The organism is Hymenobacter miniatus (assembly GCF_016427455.1).
GTDB classification, from domain to species: domain Bacteria; phylum Bacteroidota; class Bacteroidia; order Cytophagales; family Hymenobacteraceae; genus Hymenobacter; species Hymenobacter armeniacus.
The window spans coordinates 409,902-427,883 of record NZ_JAELXR010000001.1; the positions used below are offsets into that span (position 1 = coordinate 409,902).

Genomic DNA, 17,982 nt, shown 5'->3' on the forward strand with positions numbered 1-17,982 from the left:
AGCTATTGTTCTACCACGAGGCGCTTCACCACGAGGCCGGCGGCCGTGCGGGCCTGCACCGAATACACACCGGCGGCCAGGCCGCTCAGGGGCAGTTCCAGCGCGTCGGCGGAGCCGGCGGCCAGGGTGCGCGTCAGCACGGTGCGGCCCAGGTTGTCCACCACCGCCACGGCCGTGGCCTGCTGGCCGCGCAACGCCACCGGCAGCACCAAAGTAGCCGCGCCGCGCGCGGGGTTGGGGTACACGCTGGCCAGTTGGGCCAGGGCGGCGGGCGCCGTGGCCAGCACGCGGTTTTGGGTGCTGAACACCACGGCGTAGCGGCCGCCGGCCGCGGCGTTGGCCGTCAGCGTCAGGCTCACCGAGGGGGTAGCGGCCAAGTCGGTGTAGGCCCCGGTGAGGGCATCGCGCAGGTACACGCGGTAATTGGCGGGCACGTTGGCTAGGTCGTCGACCGTGAGGGCGTACGTGCCAGCCGTAGCCGCCGATACCAGCAGCGGCACCACCACGTCGGCGCCCGTCAGCTCGGGCAGGCCGTTGATGGCCAAGGCCTCGGCACCGGCTTCGGTGGCCAGGGTAAGCCCGTTGGACCCGGGCAGGAAACTGGCATCAAAAGCGCGGTCGAAGCTGGCGGTGGCGCCCTGCTCCACATACACCGTGGCTTGAACGCGGGCCTTGGCATTGCTCAGGGCCAGCGTCAGTTGCGGGCGGATGTCGTTGGCGCCGCGCTGGAAGGGCGTATTGTCGAAAGTAGCCACTCGTTCTTGGTTCGTGAACGTCACAGAACCGCTGGTGCCGGCGGTGCTGGCGCGCACGAAGAAGCCCTGTCCCAGCGGAACGATGTTGGTGCCGCCGTTGGTGCCCACGCCGTTCACGTAGCTGGCATAGGAGCCGGTGTATTGGCCGCTGCTCTTGAACACGTACAGCGCGTTGTCCACGTTGCTCAGGCGCCCGTTGCTCACCATCGCCGTCCAGTTCAGGGGCGAGGGGAAGGGGTTGCCGCGCAAGTGGAACCCGCTCTGCGCCTGCGCACCCCGGGTGAGGCCGGCGGCGGTAAGAGGCGAGGTGCCGTTGTTGAGCGTGCCCACAAAATCGACCAGTTGATTGGCGTTGATGTTCACGGTGTAACCGCGCGTCACTTCCAGGGCATCGCCCGTCGAACCGGGCGAGAGAAAGCCTTTGTCGAAATCGATGGAGCCGGCGTTGCCGCTGGTGTTCACCCGGGTTTCATCATAGGCGAACACCGTGGGGAACGGCGTCACGGTGTTGCCCACCGTGTTGTAGTTCAGGTTCACCACCGGCGTGAAGCCGGCCGTGGCCAGGTCGGCCACCGTTGAGTTGGCCACCGGCGAAGAATAATGGCGGTAGCCCACCCCGCCATTCAGGCTCGGGTCGATGTAGCGCTGCACGGTGGCCGTGCCGCTCACGGTGCCACCGGTGTTCACCACGTAGGCCGTGCCGCTGGCACCCGACAACAACGTAAAGGCCTGGCCCGAGCCAATGGCCAGCGAGCCACTGACCGTGAGGCCGCGCTGGATGGCCACGGGGCCGGTGGTGGCGGCACCCGCCGTGCCCACGCTCAGGTTGGGGAAGGTGGAAAGCGCCGGCCCGGCAATGGTTTGGGCCGCGGCGCCGTTCAGCGTCACCAGGCCCGAGCCTGCGCCGGCCACGGTGCCCGCGGCGTTGGTGAAATTGCCCACCACGCTCAGGTTGCCGCCGTTGGCGGTGGTGAGGGTGGCGCCGGCGTTCAGCGTCACGGTGCGGGCCTGCTGGGCGTTGCTCACCACGGGCTGGTTGGCGGCGGCGCCAATCACCACGTCGTTGCTGGCCAGGGGCACTTGGTTGGGCGTCCAGTTGGTGGCCGTGCCCCAGTCGGTGCTGGTGGCGCCGGTCCAGGTGAGCAGCGAGCCCGTCGGGATAAAGGCGGCCAGGCCGCTCACGTCGCCGCCGTTGCCCACGGTGCCTTTCAGCGTGGCCGCGCCGGTGGCCAAGTCCAGCGTAAAGAGCTGGTCGTCGATGCTGGCGCCCGCGTTGGTCAACACGTAGGCCGCGTTGGTGGTGGTGTTGGGCGTGTTAAAAATGTCAAAATCGGCGCCGCGCTGCGTAGTGGGCGGGGTAATGCCCGATGAGCCCACCAGCAACAGCGTGCCGTTGTTGGGCGGGTTCTGAATGTAGAGGTTGCTGTTGGTGGCGTCGTAGTCGTACAGCGTGGTGGCGTTGGTGGGCGCCTGGTTGTTGATGTACGCGGCTGCGCTGACGACGGGGCCCGCCGTGAGGGCACCGTCGGTGGCAGCCACCGCGCCGGTGGTGGGCACCAGGCGGTAGTCGGCCCGGTTGGTGCTCACCACCCGAATGCGGTCCACGGTGGGGTTGAAGTCGAAGCCAATTCGGTCAGACGCCCCGCCCAGCGCCAGCGGCACGGGGCCGCTGCCAATGGGCGTGAGCGCGCCGGTGACCAGGTTCACGGTGTAGAGGCGGCCGGTAGCCGCAGCGGCGTTGTAGCCCAGGGCGTACAGCTCGCCGGTCAGGGGCCGGAAGTCCATGCCGGCCAGGGTTTCGCCCGCGTTCAGGGCCCCCAAGGCCACCGTGGAGCGCAGCAAGCTGGGCGAGTCGGAAAAGAAAGAAACCAGCTGCCCGCCGCTCACCGCATACAGTAGCTGGCCGGTGGTGGCCGGCGCCGTGGCCGAGGGCTGCGCGGCAATGTCGCGAATCTCAAATGCCGCCGCTGCGGGCACGGTGTTGCCCACCAGCGTGGCCTGGCCCGTGCCCAGGTTCAAGGTGTAAAGGTTGCTGCCACCCGTGCCGTTCACTTCTTCCAGGTAGCCCACGTTCTGGCCGGTGGTGGGGTTGAAGTAAATGTCGAGGTCGAAGCCGCGGGCCGTGCTAATGCCGAAGGAGCCCAGCCGCAACTCGCCCACGGTGTTCAGCGTGCCGTTGTTGGGCGGGCTTTGAATGGCCAGATAGCCAATTTGGTTGTTGTTGTTCTGCTCATCGATGTCGTAGAGCTGGGTATTGAGCGGGGGCGTGCCCGTCACGGAGTTGGTGTAGGCGGCGGCGCCCACGCGCGGCGTGGTGCCGGCGTTCGCATCACCCGCAGCGTAAGCCAAGTTGGTGTCGGTGGCCGCAACGCCGCCGGTGATGGGGTTGAGGCGGAAGTCGGCCCCCGTCGAGCTCACCACCCGAATGCGGTCCACCATGGGGTTAAAGTCGAACCCGATGCGCACCGGTGCCGCCCCCAGCGCCAGCGCAAACTTGGCTGCCACGGCCGTGGTAAGGCCCGTGGCCGGGTCGACGGTGTACAGCTGCGCTTGGTTCACGCCGTCGTAGCCCAGCGCGTACAGCCCGCCGGTAGCGGGCCGGAAGTCGAGGCCCACCAGCGGCAGGTTATCGGTTGGCGAGGCGTACACAATGGGCGTGGGCGACAAGGTATTGGTCATGCCCGTGGTCAGGTTGATGGTGATGAGGCCCTGCGAGCCCGCCGGTACTATCACGCTGTTGGTGGCCGTGCCCAGCCCGTAAACCGTTTGCGCCTGAGCGCCCGGCGTCGCTCCTAATAGCAGGCCCGCGCCCAACGCCGCGGCCCCTGTTAAACGACGAAACCGCTGGCGCGCTGCCAACGGTGAAAGTAGGTGTTTGAACATGGAGTAGGAGGTAAAAATGAAACGATAAGCAACGGGCGGCGCAGCGTTATTTCGCCGGGTCGCCCGTTACATACGTTGGCATTCAGCCGCAAGGATTACCCCGCTCCCTCTTTTAATCTCAAATTAATACGACCCCCGCGGGCCACCCCGCCCTCACGGGTTTTTAATGGCGCGCAGCAGGTTGGCCAGGGCCGCCGCCGGGTAGGCTTTGCCGCGCGATATCACCGCGTCGATGTGCCTGATGTTGGCAATGTTTTCCAGCGGATTGGCCGTCAGCAGCACCAAGTCGGCATCTTTGCCCACGGCAATGGCGGCCGTGCGCTCGGCCACGCCCATAAACTTCGCGCCGTTGACGGTGGCCGCCTGCAGGGCCTGCAGCGGCGTGAGGCCCGCCTGCACCAGCAGTATCACCTCGTCCTGCAACGACGCGCCGGGGTAAATGAACGAGTTGAAGGGCCCGCTGTCGGAGCCAGCCAGCAGGGGCACGCCCGCTGCCTGCATCTGCGGCACCAGGCTCATAAACTTGGTTTCGAGCTTCTTGCTAAACTGCTGGGCCGCCAGCGGCTGCTGCTTGGCGCTGTTGAGCCGGCGCGCGTAGGTGGCCTGAATCTTCGGGTCGATGTACGCGAGCAGGGTGTCGCGGGCGTGGTCGTTTTCGGGCAGCTCGGTCAGCGTTTTGCCAATGTGCAGCGTGGGCACGGCGGCGGTTTTGTGCTTGGCCATCAGCTTGAAGATGCGCGCGGCCGCCACGGGGCTGTAGGTGTCGTACACGGCCGGCAGCACCGCAAACAGGCCCAGCGGCTTGGGCGTGTTCAGGCTGGCGCGCACGGCCGCCGTCAGGCTGTCTTCCTTGCCGGAGCAGGCCTTGAACACGTAATACAGGTGCTCGGTAGCGTCGAGCCCGCGCTTCACGGCGTCGCCCAGCTTCACGGAATAGGGCATGTGGCCGGTGGTTTTCAGGCCGCGCCGCTGCGCCTGCGCAATGGTGTTGAGGTAGGCTGCGCCCGAAATCTTGCTGTCGTAAATCTTCACGAAGTCGACCCGCAGCCGCTGCAGCGAGTCGAGGGCCTTGCCAATCTGGGCCGGCGTTTCCACTTCCAGCGAGCCCGGCCAGTAGGCCTTAGGACCGTCAATCTTAGGGCCCGAGGTGAAGATGCGCGGCCCGGCGTAGCGGCCGGCGTCCATGTCGGCCCGCCACTGCATGACGTTGCGTGTCAGGTCGCCGCCGCAGTCGCGCACGGTGGTCACGCCGTGGGCCAGAAACAGGGCCAGGCTTTTCTTGTTGGCCGCCGCCAGGCTGTCGCCACCCCGGAAGTGCACGTGCATGTCCCACAGGCCCGGAATAAGGTAGCGGCCGTTGCCGTTCACGTACTGCTTGGCGGCGTAGCTGTCCTTGTCGGCCGTTTGCACCTCCACAATCTTGCCCCGCGAGATGGCCACCACCTGGTTGGGCGTGAGCTGGCCCGTGGCCACGTCCACGAGGGTGACGTGGTTGATGACCACATCGTAAATCGGCAGCTTGGTGGGCCGGCGGGCGCAGCCGGCCAGCGCCGCGGCCAGGCTCAGGCCCAGTAAGACTCGGGGGAAATTCATGCGGAAGAGCGGCAAACGGCCGCGGCAAAGTTAGGCCGGCAGCCGCACCGTAAATTCGGTGAACTCGCCTTCCTCGCTTTCCACCGTGAGCGTGCCGCCGTGGCCCTTCGTGATGATGTCGTAGCTCAGCGACAGCCCCAGGCCCGTGCCTTCGCCCATGGGCTTGGTGGTGAAGAAGGGCTGAAACACCTGCGCCGCCACCTCCGCCGACATGCCGATGCCGTTGTCGCGCACCCGAATTTCCACCGCGCCCTCGGCCCGGCGGGTTTGCACGCGCACCACGGGCTGGTAGGTGGGCTCGTCGGCCTGGCGGTGGCGCACGGCGTGCAAGGCGTTGGTAAACAGGTTCAGAAACGCCCGCCCCAGCTCCTGCGGCACGGCGGGCACCGGCTCCAGGTGGGGGGCCAGCTCCACGTCGAGCTGCACGGCCGCGGCCCCGGCCGGCCCCGGCGTGCTCAGGCCGGCCAGGCGCAGGCTTTCGGCCAGCAGGGCGTTGAGGTCGGTGGGCTCCGGCGCGCTGCTGCCGGTGCGGGCGTGGGCCAGCATGTTGGTGATGATGGACGAGGCCCGCTGCCCGTGCTGGCTGATTTCGCGCAGGTTCTGCTTCAGCCCGGCCATGATTTTCTGCTCCAGGCCGCTGGGCTGGTCGGTGCCGGGCAGGGCGGGGCCCTGGTCGAGCAGGGCCTCGCTCACGGCCGCAAAATTGCGCATGAAGGCCAGCGGGTTTTGCAGCTCGTGGGCAATGCCGGCCGAGAGCTCGCCCACAAACGACCATTTCTCGGCCGCCACCAGCTGGTCCTGCATGGTGCGCAGCTCCGTCAGGGCCTGGTCGAGGGCATTGCGCTGGGCTTCAATCTCGGCATTGCGCTCGTTTAGCAGGCGGTTGGCGCGGCGCTGGTGGTAGGTGGTGCGCCACAACGACGCGGCAATCAGCGCGCAAAAGCCCAGCGCCGCCAGCAGGGCCATGCGCTGGTAGCTAGCCGTTTGCAGCTTGTGCTCGGCCCGCTGCTGCAGTTGGCGCTGCTGCTCGTTGAACGCCAGCAGCTGCAGTTGCCGGAACTTGTCGGGCCCAAACAGGCTGTCGTGCGCCGCAATGGCCAGGCCTTGGTAGCGGTAGGCGCTGTCGAGGTTGTTGCGCGCCTGGTAGAGGCGGGCCAGCAGGTTGCCCGCATCGAGCACGGTGATGCGGTACGACACCCGCTGCGCGGTTTGCAGCGCCCGGCGGGCATACAGCAGGCTCGAATCGGGCTGGTGCAGCGTGTGGTAGAGGTCGGCCATGCGGTAGTACGCCATCGAGCGGTTGCGCAGGTCGTTGGTCAGGGCGGTTTCGCGCAGCGAGCGGCGGTAGTAGCTCAAGGCTTCGGGGTAGTGGCCCAGCCGGGCCTGCACGCGGCCCATGTTGCGCAGGGCCAGGGCCTCGGCCAGCTTGGGGCGCGGAAACCGCGCCAGCAGGTCCTGGGCTTGGCGCTGGCGCAGCAGAGCCGAGTCCACCACGTTCAGGCGCTCGTAGCAGCTGCCTTGGTTGGTGAGGGCGCCGGCCACCCAGGCCGACTGGTGCGTGCGCTGAAACAAGGCCTGCGACAGCTCATAATAGCGAATGGCCTGCCGGTACTGGCGCAGGTCGAAGCTGATGTTGCCCAAGGCATTTAGGCTCGCGGCCTCGCCTTCCAAGTCGTGGGTGTCGCGGCTCAGTTGCAGGGCAATGGTTTGGTTGGCAAAGGCTTTGGGCAGCTCGCCGCGCTCGCGCAGCACAATGCCCATCATGCTCTGGGCCCGGCCGCGGCCCTTGTCAAAATTGTAGCGCCGCGCCAGCTGCCAGGCCTGCTGGGCCAGGGCCATGGTCGAATCGGGCTTGGAGGCGCGGTACGTGTAGGCCAGCTTCAGCAGGGCCAGCACCCGGCTCGAGTCGGCGGGCGTGCGCTCGTACACGCGCCGCAGGCTGTCGGTGGCCGGCGTTTGGGCGGCGCGCAGCGGCTGGGCGGCTAGCAACAGGCCGCCGCTCAGCACAAGCCACCGGGCTACAAGCAAAGGGGCGTAAAAGAATCGGATAAAAAAGTGGGTAAAAGGACCCGACGGCCCAGGGTGAAAACGCATGGTGCATGCCGGGCACTGCCGGCGAATAATAACGCCTGATGGGCGCGGAAAGGCCAGCTTGGGGTGCATTCAGCGCCAACGCACTTTGGCGCCGGCCTGGCCCGCGTGCAGCCGGGCGGGCACGCTGGCCAGAATGAGGTCGCGCAGGGCCATGAGCAGCGGGGTGCGCACGAAGCCGTGGTGCACCACCAGGCTGACCTCGCGCACCGGCGCCGGCTCGGCAAAGCGCTTGAGTAACGGGTTGTGGCCCACTTCGTCCAGCACTGCCAGCTCCGGCACCAGTGTATAGCCATGATGCCGTCGAACTAGTTCCATCAGCGTTTCAATCGAGCCGCTCTCGTACGTGACGGCGCCCGTAGAAGAAGCCGGGCCGCACACGTTCAGCACCTGGTTGCGGAAGCAGTGGCCCTGCTGCATCAGCCACAGGCCGGGTTGGTGCAGGTCGGCGGGCTGCACGGTGGCGCGGGCGGCCAGCGGGTGGGTGTCGGAGGCCAGCAGCAGAAACGGCTCCTCCAGCAGCGGCAGCTCGCGCAGCTGCCGGTCGTCGAGCGGCGTCACCAGCAGGCCCACGTCGAGGCGGTGCTCCTTAAGCTGCTGCATGATTTCCTCGGAGCGCAGCTCCTCTACCCGCACCCGCAGCTCCGGGTAAGCCGCGGTGAGGCCCACCAAAAAACGCGGCACCAGGTACGGCGCCACCGTGGGGATGACGCCCAGGCGCAGCTCGCCCACCACTTCGCCCTTCTCGGCCTGCACCAGCTCGCGCAGCAGCTGGGCCTCGCGCAGCACCTGCCGGGCCTGGGCAATGACCTTCGCGCCCACCGCCGTGGGCTCGGCGCCGCGCTGGCTGCGGTCGAAGAGCAGCACGCCCAGCTCTTCTTCCAGCTTCTGTACCTGCACGCTCAGGGCGGGCTGGCTCACGCAGCTTTTGTCGGCGGCAAGGCCAAACTGGCGGTGCGTATCGAGGGCCACCAAGTACGTGAGTTGCTGCAAATTCATGCCGCAAAGATAACCAGGGGTTATAATAGCACGATTATAAATTGGTTTTGATTATGGAATTCGCTGCGTAAATACTTGGTGGGCTTGGGCATGCCAGTAGAAGATGTCCTAGTAGGCACTTAACAGAAAAGCGCCGCTTCGAACAAACGAAACGGCGCTTTAAGCAGTCGAAAGAGAGGCGCTAGATGGCCACTTTCACGTTGTCGAATTTGCCATATACCCTAATGGTAACCAATGGGAACATGGCGACGGAGCCGGGCAAAGGATTCAGCTGACTGGGGGCTCCCAATTCGTACCGGCCACTGATAAGGTGCCGTTTGGCATCGTAAGCCGTGATGGTCAGATTGCCGGTTAGTTGGGGCGTGGTTTCGCTGAAGGGGAAAACGGAAGTCGCCCCGTCCCACCGGAACTGGTAATGCACCACAGCCGGGTCGTTGGGTCGGTCGAAGCTCTTCCACGCATACGTACCCAACAAATCGCCGCCGCGCAAAGCGCTGTCCCGTCGCTTCAGTTGAGCAGCGTCTATGTCTATGTGCAGGACGGTTGTGGAAGACACGAGCTCAAGCTTCAGGGCCCCCGTGCCCAGCACTGCCGCGCTCCGGATGCTGGGCGGGTCGTTGGTAATGACATAGGCGCTTCCATCCGGCCGGACTATTCGATTAGCCAGTTCGCAGTAGGGGGCAGGGTCGGCCGATGGCGCCTCGTCTTTGCGGCAGGCGGCGAGGAACGAGGTGGCCGTGAGGGCGGCCAGGAGCCAGCCGCGGGTAGAGTTTAGCATAAGAAAGTGGGCAACAGCAGCGCTGCGTGAAAGGAAGGCAAAAGAAAGGTAGGCACGAATGCCCAATTGCACGCGCAACGAAATGAGCCATTCTCCCAGCCCTGCGGGCAAGTGCTGGGAAAATGGCTCATGTGGGAAATGCCAGCGCTACAGCGGCTTCTTGCGCTCGGCCTGGAATTTCTTCAGCTGCGGCTCCACCACCTTTTTATCGCCCACCACCACGATGGTCATGGCCTCGGGGCGGATGTACTTGCGGGCGATGTCGCTCACTTGCTGCGGCGTCACGGCGTTGATGTTTTTCACCTGCTCGGTGAGGTAGGTTTCGGGCAGGCCATGCAGGTCCAGCGCGTTGAGCTGGCCAATGATGCCGGCCGGCGTGGAGTTGCGCAGCACAAACATGCCCCCTTCAAAGTTCTGAATGCCCTTCAACTCCTCCGTCGAGGGCGCTTCCTTCTGCAGGCGCTCCACCTCGTTCATGATTTCCTTGAGCGAGTTGCCGGTCTCGGCAGTCGTCACGTCGGCCGTTTCGCTCCAGGTGCCGGCCCGGTAGTGGGTGGTGAGAGAGCTGTAGGGCGAATACGTGTAGCCTTTGTCCTCCCGGATGTTGCGCGTGATGCGCGAGCCAAACGAGCCGCCCAGCAGCGAGTTCATCACCCGCATGCGGATGTAGTCGGGGTGGCTGGGGTCTACCACGGGCAGGCCCACCACAATGGTCGACTGCGGGGCGTTGGGCCGGTCCTGGGTCAGTAAGTCGCCCTTGGTCAGCGGCTTGGCCACCTCAATCTTAGGCGCCGGGCCCTGCGGGAATCCGGCCCACGCTGTGGTGATGGCCTGGCGCAAGGCCGGCGCATCGAAGCGCCCGGCCGCGTACACGCTGGTGCGCTGGGCGCCGTACTGGGTCCTGTAGAAGTTCTGCACCTGCTCCAGGGTCAGGGCCTCAAGCTGGGCATCGGTGGGCAGGCCGCGGCCGTAGGGGTGGTCGCCGTAGATGGCCGTGTTGAACTTCATGCGGGCCTGCACACCGGGCTGGGCGCGGGCCAGCGCCATTTGCCGCTTCAGGTCGGTTTTGAGGCGGGCCACTTCGCTGGCCGGCAGGGCCGGGTGCAGCACCACGTCGGCCAGGAGGGTGGCCAGCTCGGGCGCGTACTCGCTCAGGCAGGAGGCCAGCAGCGTGGTTTGGTCGGCGCCCACCGAAATGTTGAGCGCGCCGCCCATGCGGGCCACCCGCTCGGCCAGCTGCGTGGCCGACATCGACGCGGTGCCTTCCTGCAGCAGCTTGCCCAGCAGGTCGGCCACCGACGCTTCGTTTGCCGCCTCGTGCACGTTGCCCGCCTGAATGGCCACCATCAGCGTCACCTTCGGCACCTGCCCGAACGGCACCAGGCGGGCCCGCAGGCCGTTGTCGAGCGTGAAATCTTCCTTGGCCGGCAGGGCAAAGTCGCGCGGCTGGCCGCCGGCGGGCGGGGCCTGCTTGGCCGCGGCGTTGGCTTTGGCCGCCGCCACGGCCCGGGCCGCACCTTTGGAGTGAACGACCGGCTTGGCGGTCGTTTTGGTTTTGACGGGGGCTTTCTGGGCCTGCGCACGTGGCGCCCCGGCGCCCACCAGGGCCGCGCTGAGCAGCCCCATAACTAGCTTTTTCATATCAAAACAGCAGGAAAACTAGCTTTTGGCCAGGGGGTTGACGGTGATGATGGTGCGGTTGGTGGGCCGCAGGTACTCGCGAATGGTCTTTTGCATGAGCTCGGGGGTCACCTTCCGGAACTCGCCTTCGAGCCGGTTGATGCGGCTGGGGTCGTTGTCGAACAAGGCAAACGCAGCCAGCAAATCGGCCCGCCCGAAGTTGTCGGACCCGCTCACCTGGTCATAGAACGCCGAGCGGATTTTCACCAAGGCCAGGTCCAGCGTGGGCTGGTCGATGCCGGTGCGGGCCAGCCGGTCAATTTCTCGGTCGAGCACGCGCACCACCGAGTCGGCCTGCACGGCGGGGTCAAACACGAGGTCGCCCATCCACAGCATGGGGCCGTTGTAGTTGAACTGATTGCCCAAATAGTTGATGCCGCCGCTCACGTTGTCGGTGTAGCCGCGCTTCTGCACCAGGGCCTGGTAGAGACGGCTGTCGTTGCCCTGCAGCAGAATCTGGTCGAGCATTATCATGGCGTAGTACTCGGGCGTGTTGCGCTCGGGCATGTGGTAGCCAAAGGCCAGGGCCGGCTTGGTGGCCAGCTTGTCGTCTTTGCTGAAGCGCTGCTCCTGCTCCTGGCGTGGCTCCGCAATGTCGGGCTTGGGCGGCTGCGGCGCGCTGGGAATGGCGGCGTAGTATTTCTGCACCCAGGCCTTGGCCTCGGCGGGGTCGAAGTCGCCCACCACGGCCAGCACGGCGTTGTTGGGGGCGTAGTAGGTTTTGAAAAACGACTTGGTATCGGCCAGGTTGGCCGCGTCGAGGTCGCTCATGTCGCCGTAGAAGTTGTGGGCGTTGTTCCAGTTCTTATTGGCTTTCATGGGCATGTCTATCCACGGAAAGCCGCCGTAGGGCTGGTTGAGCACGTTCACGCGCACTTCGTTTTTGACCACGCCCTGCTGGTTGGTCAGGTTGGTTTGGGTGATGGCCAGGCCGCGCATGCGGTCGGCCTCGGCCCACAAGATGGTTTCGAGCTTGTGGGCCGGCACCACCTCAAAATAGTTGGTGAAGTCGAAGCGCGTCGAGCCGTTCAGGGCCCCGCCGTTCTTCTGAATCAGCCCGATGAACTCGTTCTTGCCCAGGTTCTGCGAACCCTGAAACATCAGGTGCTCAAACAGGTGCGCAAAGCCCGTGCGGTTGCGCGGCTCGGTGCGGAAGCCCACGCCGTAATAAGCCGCCACCGTGGCCGTGGGCGCCGTGTGGTCGGGCGAGAGCACCACTTTCAGCCCGTTGGGCAGCGTGTAGTATTCCACCGGAATCTCAAACGCCGGCCCGGCGGGCGGCGGGGTGGGGGCTGCCGCCACCGCGGGGGCAGCGCTGCTGGGCGCAGGCGTCGTGACCACCGACGTGGCCTTGGGGCTGCACGCTCCGAGCGCCAGCGCGGCCACCGGCGCCCATCGCAGGCCCCGTGGCAGGGTAAACAACTGTCTCATAGGGAAAAGGTGTGAAGTAGAAGAGAGGTGTAAGAGGCTCTTAATGTAAGAAATGTCGGCTCCATGTCAACCCGCCCGACGGGCAACGCCGGAACAATGAAGAGGGATAATGCCCGGCCGTTGCATCACCGCCGGGCTTCACAACATTTTAGCACCCGCCGCGCGACCTTTGCGCCGTGTTCGCCTTTTCCACGCTGCCGGCGTTGCTTGCCGGCCACCTGCTGCAAGCCCCCGCCGACCCCGCCGCCGAGGTGCGCCACCTGCTGCTCGACAGCCGGCGCGTGGGCCTGCCCGCCGGTGCCTTGTTCTTCGCCCTGCGCGGCCCCAGCCACGACGCCCACCGCTACCTGCCGGCCCTCTACGCTCAGGGTGTGCGCCTTTTTGTGGTAGGGGTAGGCGCTGAAATCCCCGGCGGGCTGGCCACCTATCCCGGAGCCGGCATCCTGGCCGTGGCCAGCCCGTTGGCGGCGCTGCAGGCCCTGGCGGCGGCGCACCGCGCCACCTTCGCCGGCCCGGTGCTGGCCATCACCGGCTCCAACGGCAAAACCATTGTGAAAGAATGGCTGGCCCAACTGCTGAGTCCCGACGAAGACATCTGCCGCTCGCCGCGCTCCTACAACTCGCAGGTGGGCGTGCCGCTGAGCGTGTGGGAACTGAACCCCGCCCGCCACACCTTGGGCATCTTCGAAGCCGGCATTTCGGAAGTGGGCGAAATGGCCCGGCTGGCGGCCATCATTCGGCCCACCGAGGGCCTGTTCACCACCCTGGGCACGGCCCACGACGCCGGCTTTGCCTCGCACGAAGAAAAGCTGCTCGAAAAGCTGAAGCTGTTTCAGGCACCGGGCTTTCAGCGGCTGTTCTACTGCGCCGACCAGCCGTTGGTGCGCGCCGCCGTCTCTCGCCTGGGCTTGCCTGCCTTCAGCTGGACGCGCCACGTGGGCCAGCCGGCCGACGTGTTTTTTGAAGCCCAGCCCGGCCCTCCCGACCGCAGCCGCTGGCTGGCCCACGCTGCCGGCCCGGAGCCCGCCGCCGAATTCACCTTGCCCTTCGCCGACGAGCCGTCGGTGGAAAATGCCCTGCACTGCCTGGCCGTGCTGCTGCACCGCGGCCTGGAGCCCGCCGAAATCCAGCGCCGCCTTGCCCGCCTGCACCCCGTGGCCATGCGCCTGGAAATGAAGCTGGGCCGCCACGATTCCTACCTGCTCGACGATACCTATAATAACGACCTGGCCGGCCTGTCGCTGGCGCTGAACGCCCTGGCCCGCCAGCCCCGGCCGGGCCGCCGCACCCTCATCCTGAGCGACGTGCTGGAATCGGGCCTCAGCAGCGCGGAATTGTACGCGCGGGTGGCGGCCCTGCTGCCGGCCGCCGGCATCACGCGCCTCATCGGCATCGGGCCGGAGATTAGTCAGTTAACGGTGAGAAGTGAAAAGACGAAAGGCCCGGATGTGCCTTTGCCCGTTAACTCTCAACTTTTAACTGAATTTTACCCGACCACCGAAGCTTTTTTGGCCCAGCTGAATCCGGCCGATTTTGCTCGCGAAGTGGTGCTCGTAAAAGGCGCCCGCCGCTTTGGGTTCGAGCGTATCGTGGCGGCCCTGCAGGCCCAGCAGCACGGCACCGTGCTGGAAGTCAACCTCGACGCCTTGGCCCACAACCTGCAGCACTACCGCCGCCAGCTGCGCCCGGGCACCAAGCTCATGGTGATGGTGAAGGCCTTCGCCTACGGCGCCGGCTCCTACGAAGTGGCCAGCCTGCTCGAATTCCAGCGCGCCGACTACCTGGCCGTGGCCTACGCCGACGAGGGCATTGCCCTGCGCGAAGCCGGCATCAGCCTGCCCATCATGGTGATGAACCCGGCGCCCGATTCCTTTGCCACGCTGCGCCAGTACCGTCTCGAACCGGAAATCTATTCGTTCGAGATGCTGAATGAGTACCTGGCCGCCTTCGATGCCGCAGCGTCTGGCGGTTCGCTGCCAGTGCCAAGAATTCACCTCAAGCTCGACACGGGCATGCGCCGCCTCGGCTTCGACGAAGCCGACCTGCCGGCGCTGACTGCCCGCCTGCGCGAGCACGCCGCGCACCTGTCCGTGGCCAGCGTGATGACGCACCTGGCCGCCGCCGACGAGGCGGTGCACGACGATTTCACGCAACAGCAGTTGGCGGCCTTCCGCCGCATGGCCGCGGCCGTGGAGGAAGCGCTGGGCTATTCGGTGCTCAAGCACGCGCTGAACTCGGCCGGTATTCTGCGCTTTCCCGAAGCCCACTTCGACATGGTGCGTCTGGGTATCGGCCTCTACGGCGTGGACGCCAGCGGCCGCGACACCGATGCCCTGCGCTCCGTGAGCCAGCTACGCACCACCGTTTCTCAAATCAAAACGTTGCCCGCGGGCCACACCGTGGGCTACGGCCGTCGGGGTGCCGCGGCCGATGCCGACCGACGCATTGCCACGCTGGCCATTGGCTACGCCGATGGCTACGACCGGCGCTTCGGCAATGGGGCAGGCATGGTGCTCATTCGGGGCCAGCGGGCGCCCCTGGTGGGCTCCGTGTGCATGGACATGTGCATGGTCGACGTGACGCACATTGCCGAAGCCCGGGCCGGCGATGTGGCCGTGGTGTTTGGCGAAGGCCTCCTGCTGCCCGAGCTGGCGGGCCGCATCGGCACCATTCCGTACGAGTTGCTCACCAACGTGAGCGAACGGGTAAAGCGGGTATTTGTGAGTGAGTAGCATCCAGCATAGCCCTGCTTTTATTTCCAAAAGCTGAAAAAGCAGGTTGAGGATGTGGGGAAGAATTCTTGAAGTCTTAATCGACTGTAGAGAAGGCTTTGTGTCTTAAAATCAACTGTTGGCCGAAAAAGAAGGAAGAGCTACTGTGCGTTTGGGAAGTTTGTGTCCAAAAAATAGAGCAGAGTCTATTTTTTGGACACAAACTTTTCCACACGTTATTTATGCATCTACTTCGACTCTCTTGTTTTCTAGCTTTGGCAGTTGGCGCTGGCGTCCCAGCCCGCAGTTGGGCCCAAAGCGAAATCACCAGCGCGGCCACCATTACCGGAACCATCCAAACCGAAAGGGGCGGGGCCCTCACGGGCGTATCAGTTACGGTGCTACACCTGCCCACGGGCATCCGGCGCGTGGCCACCACCGACACCCAAGGAACATTTACCATCAATACCCTGCTTACGGGTGGCCCGTATGCGCTGCAAATCAGCCAGCCCGGCTTCCGCGCGCAAGTCATCAACAACGTGTTTCTGAAGGCCGATGCGCCGGCAAATTTCGCCCTCGTGCTGACCCCCGACGTGGTGGCCGTGGGCACGCGCCGTCTCGACCGCACGGCTCTGGAGTCGGTGGCGCCCGTGGACGTGATTGACATGCGCGAGTTGGCCCTGGCGGCCCCGCGCGTCGACAATACGCAACTGCTCAACTACGCAGTGCCGTCCTTCAACTCGGTGCGCGAAACCTCGGCCGACGGCGCCGACCACGTGGACGCCGCCACGCTGCGCGGCCTGGGCTCCGACCAAGTGCTGGTGCTGGTGAACGGCAAGCGCCGCCACACCTCGGCCCTCATCAACTTGCTGGGCAGCCGCCCCTACGGCAGCGCCACCACCGACCTGAACACGATTTCCTCGAACGCCCTGGACCGCGTGGAAATCCTGCGCGACGGCGCGGCGGCCCAGTACGGCTCCGACGCCATTGCCGGCGTTATCAACCTCAACTTGAAAAGCGACAACCACGGCGGCAGCGTTATGGTCAACAACGGCATTCACCAGTCGGGCTTTGGCTACAACACCACGCTGAGCCTCAACAAAGGCCTGAAACTGGGCAGCAAAGGCTTCCTGAACGTGACCGGCGAAGTGGACTACCGCGGCTACACCACCAGCCCCGACTACGCCCGCGACCTGAATTCCTGGCCCGTGTACTCCAGCATTCGGGCCCGCGAAGACTCCTTCCTGCTGGCCAACAAGAAAACGGCCAAGGACTACCGCCAGCGCAACGGCGACGCCATCATGACCAACTACCGGGCCGTGTACAATGCCGGCGTGGAGCTGTCGGAGAAGGCGCGGTTCTATTCCTTCGGCACCTATAATTACCGGCGCGGCCAAGCCGTGGCGCCCTGGGTGCTGCCCAGCGCCAACCCCGCCGACTTGGGCACGCAGCCGGGCTTCAGCTTGGGCTACCAGCCCAACATCAATACCCGCATTCAGGACGGGGCCGCCGTGGTAGGCCTCGACCTCAAGTTGGGTCGCTGGGACCTGGACCTGAGCCAGAGCATCGGCACCAACCGCATGCGCTACGACCTCGACAACACCCTCAACCCCTCGCTGGGCGCCAAGTCGCCCACCTCGTTTGAGGCCGGTGGGCTGCAGTTCACCCAGGCCGTGACCAACGCCACGGCCAGCCGCCTGTTCGACAACGTGCTGGCCGGCACCAACGTGGCCTTTGGCACCGAATTCCGCAACGACTACTTCGAGATTGTGGCCGGCGACGAAAACTCCTGGAAAGACTATCAGGCGGGCCAGCCCGGCGCCTCGGGCGGCTCGCAGGGCTTCATCGGCTTCGACCCCACCTCGGCCATCGCGGGCAGCCGCCAGAACGTGGCCGGATTTCTGGACGTGGAAGCCGACGTGCTGAAAAACTGGACCGTGGGCGCCGCCGCCCGCTACGAGCGGTATTCCGACTTCGGCTCGGCCCTCATCTACAAGGCCACTACCCGCGTGCAGGCCACCAAGTGGCTGGCCCTGCGCGCCGCCTACAACACCGGCTTCCGGGCGCCGTCGCAGCACCAGCAGCTGTACCGGCAGCTCACGCTGCTGCCCACGGCCAGCGGCACCACCTATTCGGGCATCTACAACAACCAGAGCGACATTGCGCAGGTGGCCGGCATCAGCAAGCTCACGGCCGAGAAGTCGCGCAACGCCAGCCTGGGCCTGGTGCTCACGCCCACCAAGGACCTGGTGTTCACGGCCGACGCGTACCAGATTGACATCGACGACCGCATTTCGCTCACCAACGAGTTTGGCGCCGGCATTTCGCCGCAGCTCGACGACGCCCTCGACAAGGCCGAAACCACGAGCGTGCAGTTCTTCGCCAATGCCTTGAACACCCGCACCCGCGGTCTCGACCTCGTGACCAGCTACAACCGCACCCTGGGCCGCGGCACGCTGCACGTCACCGCCGCCGCCAACTTCAACGAAACCACCCTGCGCAGCCTGAATGTGCCCACGCTGTTTCGGGGTATTCAGACCGATGAAATTGCGGGCAACAACTTCATCGGCCAACGCCAGCTGTCGCTCATCACCACGGGCAGCCCCAAAAGCAAGCTGCTGGCCAGCGTGGGCTACGAAAGCGTGAAGTGGGGTGCCACGGCCCGCTATACCCGCTTCGGTCAAGTGGCCTCCTACGATTTCAACTTCGACGGGCTGGAAGAGGGAAGCTACTATTTGGTCTTCAGCCCCAAATCCGTCACCGACCTCATCCTCACCTACAAGCCCACGAAAGGCCTGACCCTGGCCGCCGGTGCCCAGAACCTGTTCAACGTGCGGCCCGACAACCTGCTGCAGGCCGCCAAAAACGGCCACGCCCCCGACGGCTTCGCCTCGGCGGCCGACTATCAGGCCTACTACCTCAAAACCTACGGCTCGCCCTCGACCACGCCCTACGACCACGACATCCTGCCCCACCACATGGTGCAGATGGGCGCCAACGGGGCCTTTTTCTACCTGAAAGCGACTTACGCCTTTGGGCAATAAGTTTTTAGGTTGTTGCT

Annotated in this window: 9 protein-coding genes; 2 read left to right on the plus strand and 7 right to left on the minus strand. The window is 65.5% G+C overall.

Annotated elements, in window-relative coordinates; translation table 11 throughout:
- Positions 1-2 precede the first annotated feature (2 nt).
- From JAO73_RS01880 to JAO73_RS01910, 7 genes are all read right to left on the minus strand, one after another.
- Complete coding sequence (locus tag JAO73_RS01880) at positions 3-3,638, minus strand: DUF4394 domain-containing protein (RefSeq protein ID WP_198975481.1); 3,636 nt, start codon at positions 3,636-3,638, stop codon at positions 3-5.
- Between the two features lie 153 nt (positions 3,639-3,791).
- Positions 3,792-5,231: an amidohydrolase family protein gene (locus JAO73_RS01885; protein ID WP_198975482.1), complete on the minus strand. Its 1,440-nt coding sequence runs from the start codon at positions 5,229-5,231 to the stop codon at positions 3,792-3,794.
- Positions 5,232-5,261: 30 nt separating this feature from the next.
- On the minus strand, positions 5,262-7,259 hold the full coding sequence (locus JAO73_RS01890) for an ATP-binding protein (RefSeq protein ID WP_198975483.1): 1,998 nt from the start codon (positions 7,257-7,259) through the stop codon (positions 5,262-5,264).
- A 135-nt stretch (positions 7,260-7,394) separates the two neighbouring features.
- Positions 7,395-8,321, minus strand: coding sequence for a hydrogen peroxide-inducible genes activator (locus JAO73_RS01895; RefSeq protein ID WP_198975484.1), 927 nt, complete (start codon positions 8,319-8,321; stop codon positions 7,395-7,397).
- 181 nt (positions 8,322-8,502) lie between these two features.
- On the minus strand, positions 8,503-9,099 hold the full coding sequence (locus JAO73_RS01900; RefSeq protein WP_198975485.1) for a hypothetical protein: 597 nt from the start codon (positions 9,097-9,099) through the stop codon (positions 8,503-8,505).
- Positions 9,100-9,246: 147 nt separating this feature from the next.
- The gene (locus JAO73_RS01905; RefSeq protein WP_233168631.1) at positions 9,247-10,740 is read right to left on the minus strand and encodes a M16 family metallopeptidase; all 1,494 of its coding nucleotides are present in this window, start codon (positions 10,738-10,740) and stop codon (positions 9,247-9,249) included.
- Between the two features lie 18 nt (positions 10,741-10,758).
- Positions 10,759-12,210, minus strand: coding sequence for a M16 family metallopeptidase (locus JAO73_RS01910; protein WP_198975486.1), 1,452 nt, complete (start codon positions 12,208-12,210; stop codon positions 10,759-10,761).
- 176 nt (positions 12,211-12,386) lie between these two features.
- Here JAO73_RS01910 and JAO73_RS01915 point away from each other — a divergent pair, with 176 nt between their 5' ends.
- The gene (locus JAO73_RS01915; protein WP_198975487.1) at positions 12,387-14,942 is read left to right on the plus strand and encodes a bifunctional UDP-N-acetylmuramoyl-tripeptide:D-alanyl-D-alanine ligase/alanine racemase; all 2,556 of its coding nucleotides are present in this window, start codon (positions 12,387-12,389) and stop codon (positions 14,940-14,942) included.
- A 254-nt stretch (positions 14,943-15,196) separates the two neighbouring features.
- Positions 15,197-17,965 (plus strand): TonB-dependent receptor, encoded by a 2,769-nt coding sequence (locus JAO73_RS01920; protein ID WP_198975488.1) that lies wholly within the window; start codon positions 15,197-15,199, stop codon positions 17,963-17,965.
- Positions 17,966-17,982 lie beyond the last annotated feature (17 nt).